General features: G+C 68.7%; 13 protein-coding genes. 4 read left to right on the top strand and 9 right to left on the bottom strand.

The features are described 5' to 3' along the window. Positions 1–54: 54 nt before the first annotated feature. On the bottom strand, positions 55–1,314 hold the full coding sequence (locus tag H0264_RS23205) for a cytochrome P450 (protein WP_231085555.1): 1,260 nt from the start codon (positions 1,312–1,314) through the stop codon (positions 55–57). Between the two features lie 467 nt (positions 1,315–1,781). Between H0264_RS23205 and H0264_RS23200 the strand changes: the two genes are divergently transcribed. Both H0264_RS23200 and H0264_RS23195 read left to right on the top strand, forming a co-directional pair. After that, positions 1,782–3,038: a cytochrome P450 gene (locus H0264_RS23200; RefSeq protein WP_231085556.1), complete on the top strand. Its 1,257-nt coding sequence runs from the start codon at positions 1,782–1,784 to the stop codon at positions 3,036–3,038. Positions 3,039–3,155: 117 nt separating this feature from the next. Beyond that, complete coding sequence (locus tag H0264_RS23195; RefSeq protein WP_181579495.1) at positions 3,156–4,925, top strand: acyl-CoA dehydrogenase; 1,770 nt, start codon at positions 3,156–3,158, stop codon at positions 4,923–4,925. A 263-nt stretch (positions 4,926–5,188) separates the two neighbouring features. Here H0264_RS23195 and H0264_RS23190 read toward each other — a convergent pair whose 3' ends face one another. The 3 genes from H0264_RS23190 to H0264_RS23180 all read right to left on the bottom strand — a co-directional run bounded on the left by H0264_RS23190 (position 5,189) and on the right by H0264_RS23180 (position 8,598). Beyond that, complete coding sequence (locus tag H0264_RS23190; RefSeq protein ID WP_244975919.1) at positions 5,189–5,689, bottom strand: hypothetical protein; 501 nt, start codon at positions 5,687–5,689, stop codon at positions 5,189–5,191. 148 nt (positions 5,690–5,837) lie between these two features. Next, complete coding sequence (locus H0264_RS23185; RefSeq protein WP_181579494.1) at positions 5,838–7,106, bottom strand: saccharopine dehydrogenase family protein; 1,269 nt, start codon at positions 7,104–7,106, stop codon at positions 5,838–5,840. 55 nt (positions 7,107–7,161) lie between these two features. Continuing rightward, positions 7,162–8,598, bottom strand: coding sequence for an MFS transporter (locus tag H0264_RS23180; RefSeq protein ID WP_244975918.1), 1,437 nt, complete (start codon positions 8,596–8,598; stop codon positions 7,162–7,164). A 49-nt stretch (positions 8,599–8,647) separates the two neighbouring features. On the opposite strand from H0264_RS23180, the gene soxR reads away from it, so the two are divergent. Then, positions 8,648–9,112 carry a redox-sensitive transcriptional activator SoxR gene (gene soxR, locus H0264_RS23175; RefSeq protein WP_181579492.1) on the top strand — a complete coding sequence of 155 codons (465 nt, stop codon included), beginning with the start codon at positions 8,648–8,650 and terminating at the stop codon, positions 9,110–9,112. A gap of 70 nt (positions 9,113–9,182) precedes the next feature. After that, complete coding sequence (locus H0264_RS23170) at positions 9,183–10,118, top strand: CPBP family intramembrane glutamic endopeptidase (RefSeq protein WP_220139820.1); 936 nt, start codon at positions 9,183–9,185, stop codon at positions 10,116–10,118. Here the strand turns inward: H0264_RS23170 and H0264_RS23165 are convergent. The 5 genes from H0264_RS23165 to H0264_RS23145 form a co-directional block, all read right to left on the bottom strand. Continuing rightward, positions 10,087–11,295 carry a cytochrome P450 gene (locus H0264_RS23165; protein WP_181579491.1) on the bottom strand — a complete coding sequence of 403 codons (1,209 nt, stop codon included), beginning with the start codon at positions 11,293–11,295 and terminating at the stop codon, positions 10,087–10,089. The two genes, H0264_RS23170 and H0264_RS23165, sit on opposite strands and share 32 nt — an antisense overlap. Before the next feature lie 77 nt (positions 11,296–11,372). Next, positions 11,373–12,413 carry a helix-turn-helix transcriptional regulator gene (locus H0264_RS23160; protein ID WP_181579490.1) on the bottom strand — a complete coding sequence of 347 codons (1,041 nt, stop codon included), beginning with the start codon at positions 12,411–12,413 and terminating at the stop codon, positions 11,373–11,375. Positions 12,414–12,458: 45 nt separating this feature from the next. Beyond that, positions 12,459–12,716, bottom strand: coding sequence for an acyl carrier protein (locus H0264_RS23155; RefSeq protein ID WP_181579489.1), 258 nt, complete (start codon positions 12,714–12,716; stop codon positions 12,459–12,461). 3 nt (positions 12,717–12,719) lie between these two features. Next, positions 12,720–14,819, bottom strand: a complete 2,100-nt coding sequence (locus H0264_RS23150; protein WP_181579488.1) for an acyl-CoA dehydrogenase family protein — start codon at positions 14,817–14,819, stop codon at positions 12,720–12,722. Next, entirely contained in the window at positions 14,816–16,477 is a 1,662-nt protein-coding gene (locus tag H0264_RS23145; RefSeq protein WP_181579487.1) for a long-chain-fatty-acid--CoA ligase, read from the bottom strand. The genes H0264_RS23150 and H0264_RS23145 overlap by 4 nt, the downstream gene beginning before the upstream one ends. Positions 16,478–16,589: the final 112 nt, after the last annotated feature.

Genomic DNA, 16,589 nt, shown 5'->3' with positions numbered 1-16,589 from the left:
CGCACCGGGAAGGCGCGCACCGCCCCGGTCGACGCCGGAGAAGGGCACGATTCGCTACGGAATCGACAGGGGCGGGGCGGGCGGGAAGGTGACCGGCACCGCTTCTGGTGCGCGGTGGAAAGCGCCGGGGCGCCAGCGGATTCGGTCGGCGGGGATGGCCAGTTGGATGTCGGGGAGGGCGTCGAGGAGTTGGTCGAGGGCTTCCTGGACGATCAGCAGGACCGTTGATTGGGCCGGGCAGGAGTGCGGGCCGGCGCCCCAGGCGAGGTGTGCGCGGTTGCCGACTCGGTGTCCGCCGAGTTCGGGGTCGTTGTTGCCGGCGGTGGAGCTGATGATCACGGGATGGTCGGCGGGTAACAGCACGCCGTCGATGACCTGGGGTTGGCGTGGGAAGCGCGCGCAGGAGCCGGCCAGGGGCGGGTCGGTGAACAGGACCTCGTCGATGGCGTCGCGGGTGGAGAGGGAGCCGCTGATGAACAGGCCGTGGAAGCGCTGGTCGGTCATCATGAGCAGCAGTGTGTTCGCGATGAGGTTCCAGGTGGGCTCGGTGCCGCGGGCGTAGGACACCTCGATCTGTGCGGTGATCTCGGCATCGGTCAGACCGGCGGGGTGGGTGGTCAGCGCGGAGATCAGGTCGCCGGCCGGTCTGGCGCGTTTGGCGGCCACCACTTCGGTGATCGCGCCGCGCAGGTGCTGGTGGTGCAGCTCCGGGGGCGTGGCGGCGGCGGGCTCACGCAGTTCGGCCATGGCGGTGATCATGCGGTCGCTGATGTCCGGGGGCAGCCCGAGCAGGGTGTTGATCACGTGCACGGTGAGTGGGATGGCGTACTGGGTGAGCAGATCCGCGGCGCCGGCTTCGCAGAAGTTGTTGATCAGCACGACCGCGGTGGATTCGACGACGCGCCGCAGGTGATGCAGGTCGATGGCGTTCAGTCCGGCGGTGTGCGCGGCGCGGGACGAAAGATGCTGCGGCCTGCTGGTTTCGGTGTCGATCAGGAACCATTCCAGGATCGGCAGGATGGGGCGGCGCGCGGGCGCGGCGGATTGCCAGGCGCGCGGGTCGGACGGGAAGTGGTCGGGATCGCTGAGGATCCGCAGCGCCGCCCGGTAGCCGATGACCAGGGTCGCCGGAATTCCCTCCGCCACTTCCACAGTGACCAGGGAGGGGTGCAGGCGGCGCAGGTCGTCGTAGGCCCGGCGGGGGTCGGCGGGGAAGGCCGGAGCGTGCGGCATCCCGCCGGCCGTCTCTCGGGTTCGGTTGTCGTGCACGCGCGTTTCCGCAGGTGCGGTGTCGGAGGGTGCGGCGGACGTCATGAACGGGGCTCCCGGATGTGGTGAGGGCACGAACGCTGCGGGGCAGCGGAATCTTTCACCAAATGTGCCGTTCAGGGGTGGTTGGCTGCTTCATGGCAAACGCTCATCGAGCGCGGTTGCCAGATCCATGCCCGCCCCTGAGCGGGCACACCCCTCCACCCGATTTGCCGGTAGCGTACACGAGCCCCAAAACTGGTTTGCTGTAACGCAATTCGGTCACGGGATGAGAGTACTCCGCGATCTCGGATTGTGCACCCCGCATGGCCGAGATCGCACAGCGCGGACCCGGAGAGCGGGTTGGCCTGCGATTCGCCCGACGTCATCGAGCGGCAGCGAGCGTCCGACTCACCGGAAGGGTTGCGCAGCAGCGGTTATCGGCCGCTACCCGGTCAGCGTTCACCTCCGGAGCGCACATACCGCTATGTCTTGGGTAACATTCTGCCGCAGCCGATTTCAAGGAGACAAAGGTGTATCCGCACGACGCGCGTCAGGGTGCCAGCTCCAGCTCGATTTCGTCGATCGAGGAGATCGGTCCTCGAATCCCCCTGTACAGTGCGGAATTCGCCGCGGATCCACACGGGCACTACCGTCGTATGCGCACGTCCTACGGGTCGCTGGTGCCGGTCGACATCTGGCCCGGGGTGCCCGCCACGTTGGTGATCAAATACGCGACCGCGGTGCGTATTCTCAACGACTCCAGTCACTTTCCGGCCGATCCGAGCATCTGGCAGCGGACCGCGCCGCCTGGGATCCCGATCATGCCGATGATCGAGTACCGGCCCAATGCGATTCGCACCAGCGGCGCCGAACATGCCCGCTACCGCAGAACATTGACCGACGCTCTGGCCGGGATCAACCTGAACGCGGTGCGCTCGATGGTGGAACATTCGGCCGTCGACGTGGTCAACGCGTTCTGCGAGGACGGGCATGCCGATCTGCTGAGCCAGTACGCCCTGCCGATGGTCTTCTCGGTGTTCTGCCAGATCCTCGGCTGCCCACCGGAGATCGGAGCCCGGGTCGCGGCCGCCAGCGCAGCCATGTTCGACGGTGTGGACACCGCGACGGTGAACGCGCAGATGGGCGAGGCCCTGCTCGATCTGACGGCGCTCAAGCGCGAGCAGCCCGCGGACGATGTCGTCACGCGCCTGGTCCAGCATCCGGCCGGCCTCACCGACGAGGAGATGGTGCATCAGCTCGTGCTGTTGTTCGCCGCGGGTGTCGAACCGCCGGTGAACCTGATCGCCAACACCTTGCTTCTGATCATGACCGACCCGCGCTTCACCAGCACCGAGCACGGAATGTCGCTGCCGACCAGGAATGCCCTCGACGAGCGGCTGGCCACCGACCCGCCGATGGCGAACTACTGCATCACCTATCCGCGGCAGCCCACGCTGGTCGACGGCGTGTGGTTGCCCGCGCATCAGCCGGTGGTGATCAGCATGGCTGCCTGCAATACCGATCCGGAACTGGCGCCGGGCAATTCCCTCGACAACGGGTGGAACCTGGCGTTCAGCTCCGGCGATCACGCGTGTCCCGCGCATGCGCGGCCGTACGGGGTCCTGCTCGCACAGGATGTCATCGATCAGCTTCTGGATTTCCTCCCGGAGGTGAAACTGGCTGTCGCCGAATCGGATCTGGTTTGGCGCCCCGGCCCGTTCCATCGCGCGCTGACGGAGTTGCCCGTGGTTTTCCGGCCCGCTCCGCACGCGTTTCCCGCGCTGTAGGACACCAGCGACACTCGTCGGCCGTCACCCATCGGCTACGAGACCTCTTCCGTGACAACACAATCAACACTCGCCGAGCATCCCTTCGGCGGGTTCGCCAATGAGTAGGAGGCGGTAATGGATACGCACGGGTACCCCCGGGAAACATCGCTGGCAGACGTACTTCGCCACGGCAGCAACGACTTTCACCAGAAGTTACAGCAGGTACTGACCAACCCGGACTACTTCGTCACCGAGAAGCAGAGCCAGGAACAGCGGCGGCAGAACGCCTACGACCATTTGCGGTACCTGGTCAAGGAGATCGGCAGCACGCGTGACATCGCGACCGATCTGCCCGCGCTGTTCGCGGTGTTCGACTGGTCGGCGGTGCTGGCGACCGATCTCATCCCGCTGATCTCCGGCCACTACAACCTGGCCTCCGGCAGCCTGGCCACCCTCACCGATTCCGATTCCGCCGCACCGTATCTGCACGATCTCGATGACGGCGCCGCCATCGGCGTCATGCTGCTGACCGAGTACGGCTGCGGCTCCAATATCCAGTTCATGCAGACCACCGCGACCTGGGACGGCGACGGGTTCGTGATCAACACTCCCAACCCGCGGGCACGCAAATTCATGCCCAGCGTGGGCATTCCGGTGTCGCGGGTCTGTGTCGTCGGCGCCCGCTTCATCGACTCGGCCGGTGTCGATCAAGGGGTGCACCTGTTCACGGCACGACTACGCGGCACCGACGGCGAACCCGCACCGGGGGTGAGCATCACCCAGCTCGACCACCAGCCGCTGGTGATCATGGACAACTCGGTCATCGCCTTCGACGGCCTGCGGGTCGAACGCGATGCCTGGCTGAGCAATGATCTGGCCACCATCGACGACGACGGCGTGCTGACGTGGAAGGACGAGAGCAGCCGCAGGCGCGGATTCGCCTCGGCCATCAGCCAGCTCACCGTCGGCCGGCTTGCTCTCTCGTCCTGTCTGAACGCCACCGCCCGCGCGTCCCTCTATATCGCACTGCGCTACGCCGCCAAGCGGACCGTGCCGCTCACCCCCGTCGACACCCCGCTCATGGCCGAGATCCCGCACGTGCGCGACACGCTGCTCACCGACCTGGCCGGGACCATTGCCCGCACGATCTACGGCAATGCGGTCAAGACCTCACTGGCGGGCAGCGATCTCACCGAGCGCGACACCGTCGTCTCGGTCATGCTGGCCAAGCACTACATTCAGCCGCACGCCCTGCAGACGGTTACCAACAGCCGCTTGAAAATGGCCGCCCAGGGCATGTTCAGCGCCAACCGCGTCGCCGACTACATCGGTGTCTGCCATGCCGCCATCACCGGTGAGGGCGACTGCCACGTCCTGGGTTCCGTGGCCGGCCGCGTCCTGGCCAAACACCTCGCCGGGAAGCAGCCGCCCGAGGCCGGTATCCACGACCCGGCCGACCTCGGCGACCGCATGGCGCTGTTCAATGCCCGCACGCTCACGATCGTGCGGGAGGCCCAGCACTACCTGACCTCACCCGAGCTCGAGTCCCGGCTGGCGATCATCCCCGACGCCCTCGCCCTCGCCGAAGCCTACTGTGCCGAGGAGGCCCTGCAACTGCTCCACCAGATCGCTCCCCACCACCCCGAAATCGCCGCTGTCCGTGACGTGTTCGCCCTGACCTACCTCAACCAGCACGCCACCTGGTACCTCACCCATCACCTGCTCGACATCGACGCGATCCGCACGATCCAACAGCAGCTCCGCCAAGCCATCGCCACCCTCGCCGACTACGTCCCGAACCTGTTGGACGCATTCGGCTTCGACGATGCAGTCCTCGGCGCACCAGTGCTTTCCGACGACCTGCCCACCGCCTGGAACGCCCGCTGCCAGGCCGCGGGCGCCTGACCGGGCCGGTAAGCGGCGGATAAGTAGTGGATACGCGGCAGCGGCGACCGAACCGCCGCTGCCGCACGATGGTTGACATGAGGGCGGGCAAGGAGCGGGAACGCCGCACTCGGGCTTCGGCGCGCGGCTGTGCCATCTGCCGCCGTCTCGGCTACCGGATTCGCTGCCGGCTCTACCACGCTTCGGTACCGCACGATTCGCGATCAGGTACACCTTCGCGCTGGTGCGAGGGCCGTACGGGCGGGCGAGACCGGGTGGAGCGGTCAGCCGAGGGTGAAACTCGCTGTGCCGCTGATGTGTTCGAGCTCTCGCTGCGAGCCGTCGTCGTACAGGGTGACGATCGACGCTTCCACGCGACCGGCGCCCGGGGCCATGCCGAAGCCGGTGATGACGCCGTCGGGGGCCTGTTGGATCTCGCCGCGCTCGTTGACCTGGTGGGACTGGCCGTCGCTGTATCCGGTGTCGAGGTTGCGCCAGCGCACGGCTACGCGGTACCGGCTGCAGAATTCGCCGTCCTGGGTGATGCGGACTCGGATGCCGAACTGGCCGGACTGCTGCTGGGGTACGACCGTGGCGTTGATGATGGCGGCGCAGCTGGGGCCGGGAATGCGCGTGACCGTGGTGGAGAAGATGGTGGCCTGATCACTGGGGAGGGCGGTGGCGGGGACGGTGACGCCGACCAGGGCGGCCGCGGCCGAGGCGGCGACCAGGCCGGCGCGCAGGAGCATCGACGACGTGCGGGCGGGGCTGTGTGTTGTGCTCATGCCTGTGCGTCGGCGGCGGGCCAGCGATCATTAGCGCAAGCAATCAACCCCACTTTTGGGGGCATCGCAGTCGCTAACGCTGGAAACTCCCAGTGCGACAACTACTCCCGAAGATTGCCTGCGCGCGACTCCCCTTCGGCCGGTCCCGTCATGGCGTCCTGAGGATTTCTATGGTCGCTCCGGCGGCACGCAGTCGTTCGGTGAGGGCGGTGCCCATGGCCACCGCGGGGGTGAGGACGCCGCCGTGCGGGGACAGGCCCGCGCCGAGTGCCAGGGTGATGCCGGATTCGCCGAGCATGCAGGAGGTGGCGGCGTAACCCGGGTCGCCCTGCATGGCGAAGCGCACGCTGTAGCGGCGTCCGGTCGTTGTGGTGGTGAAGGTTTCGAGCCGGAAGAAGCCGCGTTCGCGCATGGCGCGGGTCGGTCCCATGCCGGGGCGCAGGGGCATCAGACGGCGGGCCAGGTCGACGACTGAGGTGGGGACCAGACGCAGCGCGGGCAGCAGGCCCAGGGTGACGTTGATGCCGGTGGCGACCGCGGTCGAGACGACCGGGGACAACGGGCCCAGCGGCAGCAGCTGCATTTCCCGGTAGCGGAATTCGCGGCCGTAGGCCCAGTCGCGCATAGCGTTGCTGCGCCGCACGATTCGCGTGTTGTAGGGGCCCATGAAGAAGGTGGTGGCCCAGCCGCGGCGCAGTGACGGGTCGATCGCCGAGGCGCGGGTGGCGTGGCCGTCGCGCACGGCTCCGCGCTCGGGTTCCTGGGCGCGCTGCGGGCTCAATGCGTAGGGGTCGGCCATGATGCGCGCGACATCGGGGTCGATGGTCATTTCCCGGGCGGCGGCGAATCCGGAGGCCAGGGTGCCGCCGCTGGCGCCGCCGAACAGCGAGCGCAGCACCAGGGTGGTGTCGGTGAGCTCGCCCGCGCCGTCGGCGACGGCCTGCTCGTAGAGGGCGTGCACGCTCAAATCCGAAGGGATGGAATCGAATCCGCAGCTGTGCACGATGCGGGCGCCGGTGTCGGTGGCCTGCTTGTGGAAGGCGTCGGCGCTGCGGCGCGCGAACTGCGGTTCGCCGGTGAGGTCGCAGTAATCGGTGCCGGCTTCCACGCAGGCCTGGACCAGCGGCATCCCGTATTCGGTGTAGGGGCCGACGGTGGTGATCACGACCTTGGTCCGGCGGGCCAGGGCCGCAAGGGATTCCGGGTCGGTGGTGTCGGCGACGAGGAGGGGCCACGCGCCTGCCCGGCCACCGAGGCGCGTTCGGACCTCGGCCAGCTTGGCCGGGTTGCGTCCGGCCAGGCCGACGCGCAGTCCGGCGGGGGCGTGTTCGGCCAGGTATTCGGTGGTGAGCCCGCCGGTGAATCCGGTCGCCCCGAAGACGACGATATCGAGTTCCCGGTCCTGTGTGCCTGTCATCGTGTCACCCATCCTCGAAACCCCAGCAGCGCAGATTGTCTGAGACGCCTTGAGCCTAACGTCCCGCGCGGCGCGTGGCGAGCAGTGCGGTGGCCATGCCCGCGGCGGTGAGCACGGCGACGCCCAGGATCATGAAGCGCGCCGAGGAGACCGGCGAGGTGTCGCCCAGGCGCATGAGGGTGCCCGCGAGGGCGGAGGATACGGCGTAGGCGATGAGCTGGGTGGTGTTGAGGGCCGCCGCGGCTTTCGCGCCTTCGGCGGGGTCGGCCGTGCTGCTCATGGCTGCGACGCTCAGGTGCGGGAAGGCCAGGCCGATGCCCATTCCGGCGAGGAAAAGCACTGCTGCCCACAGCATTACGACGATGCCGGGGGCTCGGCCGGTCTGCAGCAGGCCATAGGCGGCCAGTCCGGCGGTGAGCAGCAACGGGGATGTCCGGATGGCGCGGCGGGCGTGGCCGGGTCCCAGGTTGACGCTGAAGACCTGGGCGACAACCCAGCCCACGGACAGGGCCGCACCGAGCAGGCCCGCCACGACGGGGCTCAGACCACCCAGCCGCTGGCCGAACAGCGGCACGAAGTTCTCCACCATCACGCCCGCGCACAGGGCGGCCACGGTGAGGTAGACCCATTTGAGGGAGTTTCCGCGGGTGTAGGTGAATTTCGGCAGCACGCTCACCGTTGCGCGCACCTCGATCGTCAGGAACGCGGCCAGGAGGACGATGCCCGCCGCCAGCGCGATGGCTGTCGAAATACCGGGCGCCACAGCGGAACTGACGCTGAACGCGGCCGCTGCCAGCGTCAGCGAAACCAGTCCGAGCACGGGGACGGGCGTTCGTTCGGCCGTGGTGCCGCCGCGCGGCAGGGCCCGCCGGGTGAGGGCGGCCAGCACCAGCGCGATGCCGAGCAGTAACCCGTAGGCCCACCGCCAGGCCCCGAGTTCGGCGAAGACCCCGCCCAGCGCGGGTCCGATCAGCGTCCCCACGCCCCACATGGCGGAGACGAGTCCGGCCGCGCGACCCCAGAGCCGTTGCGGCAGTGCCGTTCTGATGACGGCGTAGCCGAGCCCGGCGAGCAGTCCGCCACCGAAGCCCTGGATCACGCGCCCCACGATGAGCACCTCCATGGTGGGGCTCACCGCGTTGATGCCCGCGCCCGCCGCGAACACCAGGAATCCGGTGAGGTAGGCCGTGGCCGCACCCCATGCGCCGAGGAATCGGCTGACCAGCATGGAGGCGATGACGGCGGCCATGAGGAATCCGGTGGCCACCCACGCGTAGTACCGTTCGCCGCCGATGTCGTCGACGATCGAGGGCATGAGCGCCGCGGTGAAGTACAGGTTCATGGCGTAGAGCGCGACGCCGCCGGCCAGGATCGACACGGCCGCCGCGTGTCGCGGCGCGAACAGCTCGGACCAGCTGCCCGTGGCGTCGCCGGTACCGGCGGCGGTCACATCGGCCTGCGCCGCTGAGGATTTCGATGAGGGAACAGTCACAGCTCGACACGCTAGAACTTCAAGTTCTGTTGAAGTCAAGATGGACGGCATGGGACAGGCACCGACCGATCTGCTGACCATCGGCGAACTCGCCCACCGTGCGGGCGTCGCGACCTCCGCGGTCCGCTTCTACGAGGACCAGGGTCTGATCGCCTCCACCCGCACCGCGGGCAATCAGCGCCGCTATCCCCGCCATGTGCTGCGCCGGCTCTCGCTGATCCTGTTCGCCAAGCGTCTGGGCATTCCGCTGGCGGAGGTCGCGGAGGTCTTCGCGACCCTGCCCGAGGACCGCATGCCCGGCAAACGCGATTGGGATCGCATCTCCCGGCGCTGGAGCGACCATCTCGAGGCGCGCCGCCGCGAAATCGAGCACCTGCAGCGGGAACTCACCGGGTGCATCGGCTGCGGCTGCCTGTCCCTGCGCCGCTGCTACCTGCTGAACCCGAGCGACGCCCTCGCCGCGGAGGGTTCCGGCCCGCGGATCCTGCTGGACCCCGGCACCGGGGCGGTGTAGTCCCCCACACCCCGGATTCGGGTGCCCGCACCGCTGCTCGTACGGCCCCGATCCGCTGGAATCGGCTGGTATGAATGGTCGAGAAGAACAGCGGCACAGCGTCATCGCGAATCCGCTCGGGGTGGCGGTGTTTCTGGCGATCGCGTTCGGGGCGTCGTGGCTGTGGTTGGCGGTGGCGATCGTGTGGTGCGGCTGGTCGGTGATCAATCCGGTGGTGCAGTTGCCGATGGCGTTCGCCCCGGCCGTTGCGGCGGTGGTCGTCCGGCGCTGGGTGACGGGCGAGGGTTTCGCCGATGCCGGGCTCGCGCCGCGGTGGCGGGCGAGTTGGCGTACCTATCTGCTGGCGTGGTGGGGTCCGCTGCTGCTCGTCGCCGCCAGCGTGGGTGTGGCCGCGGCGATGGGACTGTGGCGGCCGGATTCGGCTGCCTCCGAGCCGGATTCGTGGCCGCCACTGGCCGTGACCGTCCCCGCGCTACTCGTGGTGGTGGTCGTGCTGACACCGGTCTACTGGGGCGAGGAGTTCGGCTGGACCGGATACCTGCGCCTGCGATTGTTCCCCGACCGCCCGCTGGCATCGGTGACGGCCACCGGGCTGGTGTGGGCCCTCTGGCACTATCCGCTGGCCCTTCTCGGCTACATCCACTTCGGCAATATTGTTGCGGGCCTGGCGATCTGGACCCTGTCGTTCCTGTTCCAGGAAGTCATTCTGGCCTGGCTGTACCTGCGCGCCCGCACCATCTGGGCGGCGAGCCTCGCCCACGCCGGGAACAATATGGTGCTCTCACTGCTCGTCGGCCTGCTGCTCGCCGAGCAGCTGGGAGACACCATGGTCACCGTCGTGATGGCCGTGCCGCTCGGTGTCGTGGCGGCCTGGATCGTCGCCACCGGCCGGCTACGGCCGGGCGGGCTCCCCCGGCGACGCCGTGGACCTGCGGAAGACGATCCGTTCGGCGGGCCGGATTTGCGCCGTCCCGTCACGGTGCGAGGAACCGCAGCGGCAGGGTGAGCGGTCCGGTGGGGCCGAGGGTGGGGCCGGGCAGCGCGGGCCCGGCCGCGACGGGATGCGGCAGCGTACGGGCCAGAATCGGCAGGGCTTCGGCGATTTCGGCGCGGGCCAGGGGTGCGCCGAGGCAGTAGTGGATGCCGCCGCCGAAGGTGAGCTGGGCGGCGGATCGTGCTGCGGTGATGTCGAATTCGGCCTCTCCGAAGGCGGCGGGGTCGGTATGCGCGGCATTGGAGAGGATATTGACGAAGCTGCCCGCCGGAATGGTGAGGTCTTCGAAGTCGACGGTCTCGTCGCAGACCCGCCAGATGGTGTTGACGCCCGGGGCGACCCGCATGATTTCCTCGACCGCGCGCGGCGCGAGGGCGGGATCAGCGGCCAGCATGCGCCACTGGCCGAGATGGTCCGCGAACAGCTGCACGGCCAGTCCGAGCTGTTGGCGGGTGGTGTCCTGACCGGCGAAGAGCAGCGCGCTCACCATATTTCGCAGTTCGACGGGCGACAGCCGGTCGCCCGCGTCCTCGGCGGCGAGGAGTTCGGTGAGCAGGTCGTCGCCGGGTGTGCGGCGGCGCTGTTCCAGCAGTGCGTCGATGCCGTCGTTCAGGGTGTGGATGGCGGTCTCGATGCGATCCAGATGCGCGGCCGCCGAGACGGTGAAGATCAGCCCGATCTCCTGGGGCAGGCGGCGGAAATTCTCGCGCTGTTCGGGCGGAATGCCCAGCAGCTCGGCCAGGATTCGCGCGGGGTACCGGTCGGCGAAGGCGGACATGAACTCGCATTCCCCGGCCCGCGCGAGCGGTTCGGCCAGCTCCTCGGCGACCGCGCGCATGACCGGCCGCAGCCGGTCCACCGCCGCGCGGGTGAATGCCCGGCTCACCAGCCGCCGCAGGCGTGCGTGGTCGGCTCCCTCGATGCTCGGCAGCACCGATCCGATCCATTCGACCGCCGGACCACCGGTAATGCCCTGTGCGGCAAGGGATTCGACTCCGCCCCAGCGGAACCGCCGGTCGGCCAGGAAGTCGACGGCCTGCCGATGCCGCAGGATCGCGAAGCCGATCGGCGTGCGGGCGTACCAGTTCGCGGCGCGGGCGGCGATCACCTCCGGCGAGTCCGGCCGGAAGGCCGGATCGAGCACGTTCAATACGGCGACGCCGCCGCTGGTATTCGCTTCTACAGTCATCGGACTCGGCCTCCCACCCGTGGACCCGCCCACTGCGGACCTGTCCCTGCGACGCTACGAAACGCGGGTGCCGTGGCCTATCCCAGATTTCTCGTATTTCCGGCGTCCGGAGCACCGGTGAGAAGCCCGGTGAGCTGTCGCCTGCTGCGCCGGCCGGTCTTGGCGAAGATCGAGGTCAGATCGGTTTGGACGGTCAATGGTGAGATGAACAGTCGTTCGGCGATCGCAGCGGTGCTGCAGCCTTGGACGACGAGGTCGGCGATCTCACGTTCCCGGGTGGTGAAGGCGAACGCCGCGTACAGCAGCGGCGCGATGGCGCCAGGATGGGCCTCCTGCAGCACGAATGCCACCTGGTCGCCGGTGGCGGAGGCGTGCAGCGAGATCCAGCGGCCGCCGTCGGCCCGCACCCGCGCCCAGGCGTCGCGGTCGGTCCGGGCTCGCTCGGCCAGGGCGATCAGTGCGAACGGCAGCGCCTCGCCTTCGCGCGCACCGAGTTCGGCCAGCCACGAGCGGGCGGGCTCGGACATGGTCGCGATCTCCCCCGCCCCGTCGAGTACGAGCACGCCCGGCCACCGGGTTTCGCTGTCCGGTGCGCACCGCGCCCGCACCCCGGCCTGGCGCAGCCCGCCGCCGAGCACACCGGAGAGCTGGTCGGCGAAGTCTCGTTCGTCCGGGGTGAAGTCGCGCGGGGACTCCCGAAACAGCGAGACATTGCCCCAGCAGTCGCCGCCGGCGAGCAACGCGATGCGTAGTTCACCGGTGATGTTGTTGGGACGCAGTAGTTCTCGATATCGAACGCTGCGACTGAGCTGCCCGCCGGTGAGCTCGCTGAGCACACCGCTGTGCGGCCTCCCGGCGGCCAGCCGGGCGAAGGAGTTGTAGTCGTCGGGCAGATAGGCGAATCGGGCCACCGCCGCATCCGGGGGCGGCATATGGTGCGCCCGATAGCCGGTTTCGATCATGCTGCCGGGGTCCGTGGTGTGCCAGCACCCCGCATCGTGGGGTAGCGCCGCGGCCAGCAGGGCCCCGGCCTCGTCGATCAGCTCGGCCGTCCCGAGATCGGCCGCCGCCACCCGAACCAACCGTTCGAGTGTGCGTTCGCGAACGCGACTGGTCACAGATCAAGTGTCGCAGCCGGAACCGGCGGCGGCCAGCCGCGTTCGTCAGTCCATCGCGCGGATGACGTCCCCCACCGTCGTGGAGGTGTAGAGGTGGTCGGGTTGCAGGTTCGAGGCGAACGCGCTGTTGAGGCGGTCCAGCAGTTCGATCATGGTCATCGAGTCCAGGGGTAGGGAGCGCAGGGAGGTGTCCGGATCGATTGCGCTGAGGTCGATTTGCTGGCGTTCCTGGGGGCTGAGCATGCTGTCGAGGGCCTCGCGGAGGACGCGCAGGGCCGCTTCGGATTTGTTGTCGGTTTCCATGGTTCAGTTCCTTCTGTGTTGCGGGCCCGCATCGAATTCGGGCGTGGGGTGGGGGGTGCGCAGGCCGCGGCCGACGAGCAGCCGGGCGGTGTACATCTCGCGCATGGTTTCCGAGCTGCCGGCCCCGAGCGCCGGGACTCGGATGTCGGCGTGGGACGCGGTGAGGTAGTCGTCGTCGGGGAACGCGCCGCCGTCGGTGAGGGCGGCGCAGTGGCGGATCACGCGCTGGGCGAGGTCGGGGGCGGTGTATTTCGCCAGTGCGACTTCGCCGTCGTCGAGGTCGCCGGTGCGGTGGCGTGCCACCAGGTCGCTGACGAAGGCCGACACGACGGCGGTCTGCGCGAGATCCTCAGCGGCCGAGTCCGGCACCGCCGACAGTCGGTTGCCGTGCAGTCGCCAGGCGGTCGAAAGGCATTGGCGGGCAATCGCCGCCGAACAGGCCGCGGCGAGCAGTCGCTCCTGGGCGAGCATGGCCGAAACCTGCCGGTAGCCGTCGCCGACCGCGCCGAGTACGGCAGCATCGGGCACGCGGCAGTCGGTGAATCGCAACCAGCCGGTCGGCGAGGACCGCAGGGCCGCCTTGTCCAGGGTGGCCGCGACCTCGAAGCCGGGTGTGGTGGTGTCCACGACGAACAGCGTCATGCCGAGGGGTCCGCGGGCCGGGTCCGTGCGGGCCAGCACCACGAGGAAGTCGGCGATCGGGCTGTTGGTGATCAAGAGCTTCTCGCCGTCCAGAATCCAGTCGTCGCCGTCGCGGCGGGCGGTGAGCTGGACTGAGCGCACCAGATCCGATCCCCCCGCCGGATCGGTGATGGCGATGCCCGAGATGAGCTCGCCCGCCAGGGACGGGGTCAGGTACCGCGTGCGCTGCTCGGGGGTGCCCAGCTTCGCCAGCAGCGGCAGCACGGTGTGCGACTGCACGGCCAGGCTGGTGAGCACCGACATGGTCGGGTAGCGCAGGAACTCCTCGGTGAGCACCTGCGTGTGCCGCAGCGTCGCTCCGGCCCCGCCGAATTCGGCCGGAATCATGATGCCGGTCAGTCCGGCGCGGGCGAGGCCCTCGAACACCGAACGGGGCAGTTCACCGTCGTCCTCCCACTCGCGATGGTCCGGGGCGATCTCGGTGTCGACGAATCCGCGCACATAGGCGCGGAACTGCTCGAGTTCGGGGTCGCAGGTGCTGTCGGGTTCGGCGTAGCGCTCCGAAACAATCTGGCGCACAAGCAGATCCCGTCTGCCGATGAGCGCGGTGAGCCCGAGCGCCCGGTGGTAGTGCGCGGCGATCGGGTACTGCCACAGAATTCCGCGGCCACCGTGGAACTGCGCGCAGTCGTTCATCGCTTCGGGCAGCAGGGCGGTGGTGAGCAGCGCGAGGTGCGCGGCCGAGACCGGCCCGGGCCGCCGCCGGGCGACGGTGTCGAGCACCTGCCGCCGCCCCGCGATATCGCCGAGCCGATGCCGGACGGCCTGCTGATCGATGAGCCGGGCGCCGCCCATCGGCCGGCGCACGCTGTGATCCAGGGTTTCGCGCACCATGCGGTCCACACAGTCCAGCGCCACCCCGCACAGCACGAGGCGGGTGTGGTCGATGAGGGCGGTCAGCCACTCCGGTCGGCGGTTCGCTTCGAAGGCCGGGCCCTCGGTGTAGCCGCAGTTGTCGAATACCGCATCCATGAGCGGGAATTCGGCGAGACCGCCGGTTTCCACCGGGGTCAGCCGGAGACCGGGCTCATCGGTGCCGATGGTGATCAGGGTGGTGCGTTCGGCATCGGTGACGGCCAGGTGGATAGCCTCGCAGTCGGGCGTCCCGGGAATCCGGTGCGCGTGACCGCTCACCCGGCGTCGCCCGGTCCGCTCGCTGAGGGCCGCCGTGACGGTGGTGCCGAAGAGCCCGCCGGTGAGTTCGGCATCCAGGGCGACGGTGGCGTTGGCGGTCGCGCCCAGCAGCTGTTCGCTGATCGCCCGCCGAAACTCGGCGAACACGCCCGCGACCACCGCGCCCACGCCGCGGGTTTCGAGCTGATCGCGGAATCTGCGTGCGGCGTCGAGGGTTTCGTCGGCGTCGAGTGGGGTGTGCGGCATGGTCTCGCCTTCGGTGATCACAGCAGCTCCGGCACGAGCTTGGCGGCCTCGAGGCGGCGGATCTTGCCCGAGGAGGTTTTCGGCAGCGCTCCCGGCGGCAGCACCATGACCAGCAGGGGCCGCGCGTCGATCGTCGCGATGACGCGCTCGCGCGCGGCGTTCTCCAGGGCGGTGCGCGCGGCGCTGTCGGAATGGTCGGCCGATTCCAGCAGCACCGCGAATCCTTCTGCGCCATTGTCTTTTTGGATGGGCACCGCTGCGATGCCGCCCGCGCGGGCGGTGGGCAGGGTGCTCAGCGAGCGTTCGATATCGGTGGGAAAGATATTGCGGCCGCCGATGATGATGAGGTCCTTGCTGCGACCGCACACGACCAGTTGGCCGTCCTCGGTGAAATACGCGCGATCGCCGGTGTCGAGCCAGCCCGCATTATCGAGCGCCGGCTGGATGCCGTCGACGGTGATGTAGTTCTTCGTAATCGATACCCCGCGCAGATGAAGGTCGCCGACTTCCCGGACGCCGAGCGTCTTGCCCTGTGCCCCCACAATTTTCGCTTCGATGCCGTCGATGATCCGGCCCAGGGTGGGCAGCGCCCTATTTCCGGGTGTCGCGTCGGGCACCGCGCGCCGCGAGTTCTCCAGGGCGTCCGGGTCGATGCGATCGACCACCGTGCCGCGCCCGGGAGCGCTGCACGAGACGACCAGGGTCGCCTCAGCCATGCCATAGCATGGTGAACCCGCACCGGCCGGGAGCCCGAAGCGGCGGCCTTCGGCGCCGACCCGGTGCATGGTCGCCGGGCTCACCGGTTCGGCGCCATTGAGCATGCAGCGCACCGACGAGAGGTCGTAGGCGCCGTCCTCGGCGCGTTGCAGGGTGCGGGCGAGAATGTCGTAGGCGAAATTGGGCGCGGCCGTATGCGTTCCGGCATGGTCGGACAGCATTTCGGCCCAGACCCGGGGTGCCGACATGAAATCCGACGGCGTCGCCTTGACCAAGGAATAGCCCAGTGTCATCGATGAACTGAGAAATCCGACCATGCCCATATCGTGAAACAGCGGAAGCCAGCTGACCATTACCGTGTCGGCCCGCCCGGTATCAAGCAACGGTTCAGTATTCCGCAAGTTCTGATACAGCGATTCGTGGGTAATGGGAATTGCCTTGGGAATTCCTGTTGAACCGCTCGTCAATTGCAGCAGTGCCAAATCATGTTCCGCGCCGTGCCGGATACAGGAATCACCGGCCTCCGGATCGCCACCGCCGGCGACCAATTCGGCGGTCGCGACATGGCTGACGCCCGCCGCGCTCAGGTGCGCGGACGCCGCCTCGAACGGTGCGCCGACGACCACCAGACCCGCCTGGATCATGGCGATGGTACGCACCGTCCCGGCCATCCACTCGACCAGATCCGTTCGGGGAGTTGGCTGGTGAAGCATGGTGACGGCGGCTCCGCGCAGCCAGATCGCCTGCACGATCGGCGCGACCTCGGCGGGCGATCCGGCCAGCACGGCCACCACCTGCCCGGGGCCGATGCCCCGCTCGCGCAGCACCGCCGCGGCCCCGCGCGCCTCCGCGTGGACATCGATCCACGTCTTGCTGGTGAACACCCGCGCACCACTCGAAGAAATGAATGCTGCCTTCGACTGCTGCCCTGTCGCTAACAGCCGATCCGTGAAACTACTCATCGCGCCCCTTTGACCCTGTCGACGGGGCCAATGTACAGCGGGCCGACTGGAATCGTCCAACGTTCACTTACCGCAAACAATTGGCGAATCTTCTTGCCTCCCGGGGTTTTCG

This window comes from Nocardia huaxiensis, from assembly GCF_013744875.1.
GTDB lineage: Bacteria > Actinomycetota > Actinomycetes > Mycobacteriales > Mycobacteriaceae > Nocardia > Nocardia huaxiensis.
This window is presented reverse-complemented; position numbering and strand designations above follow the sequence as displayed.

Coding starts and splice junctions, on each gene's coding strand:
- H0264_RS23205 (WP_231085555.1), bottom strand. CDS start 1,314: ATGACGTCCGCCGCACCCTCCGACACCGCACCTGCGGAAACGCGCGTG.
- H0264_RS23195 (WP_181579495.1), top strand. CDS start 3,156: ATGGATACGCACGGGTACCCCCGGGAAACATCGCTGGCAGACGTACTT.
- H0264_RS23190 (WP_244975919.1), bottom strand. CDS start 5,689: ATGAGCACAACACACAGCCCCGCCCGCACGTCGTCGATGCTCCTGCGC.
- H0264_RS23185 (WP_181579494.1), bottom strand. CDS start 7,106: ATGACAGGCACACAGGACCGGGAACTCGATATCGTCGTCTTCGGGGCG.
- soxR (WP_181579492.1), top strand. CDS start 8,648: ATGGGACAGGCACCGACCGATCTGCTGACCATCGGCGAACTCGCCCAC.
- H0264_RS23170 (WP_220139820.1), top strand. CDS start 9,183: ATGAATGGTCGAGAAGAACAGCGGCACAGCGTCATCGCGAATCCGCTC.
- H0264_RS23165 (WP_181579491.1), bottom strand. CDS start 11,295: ATGACTGTAGAAGCGAATACCAGCGGCGGCGTCGCCGTATTGAACGTG.
- H0264_RS23155 (WP_181579489.1), bottom strand. CDS start 12,716: ATGGAAACCGACAACAAATCCGAAGCGGCCCTGCGCGTCCTCCGCGAG.
- H0264_RS23145 (WP_181579487.1), bottom strand. CDS start 16,477: ATGAGTAGTTTCACGGATCGGCTGTTAGCGACAGGGCAGCAGTCGAAG.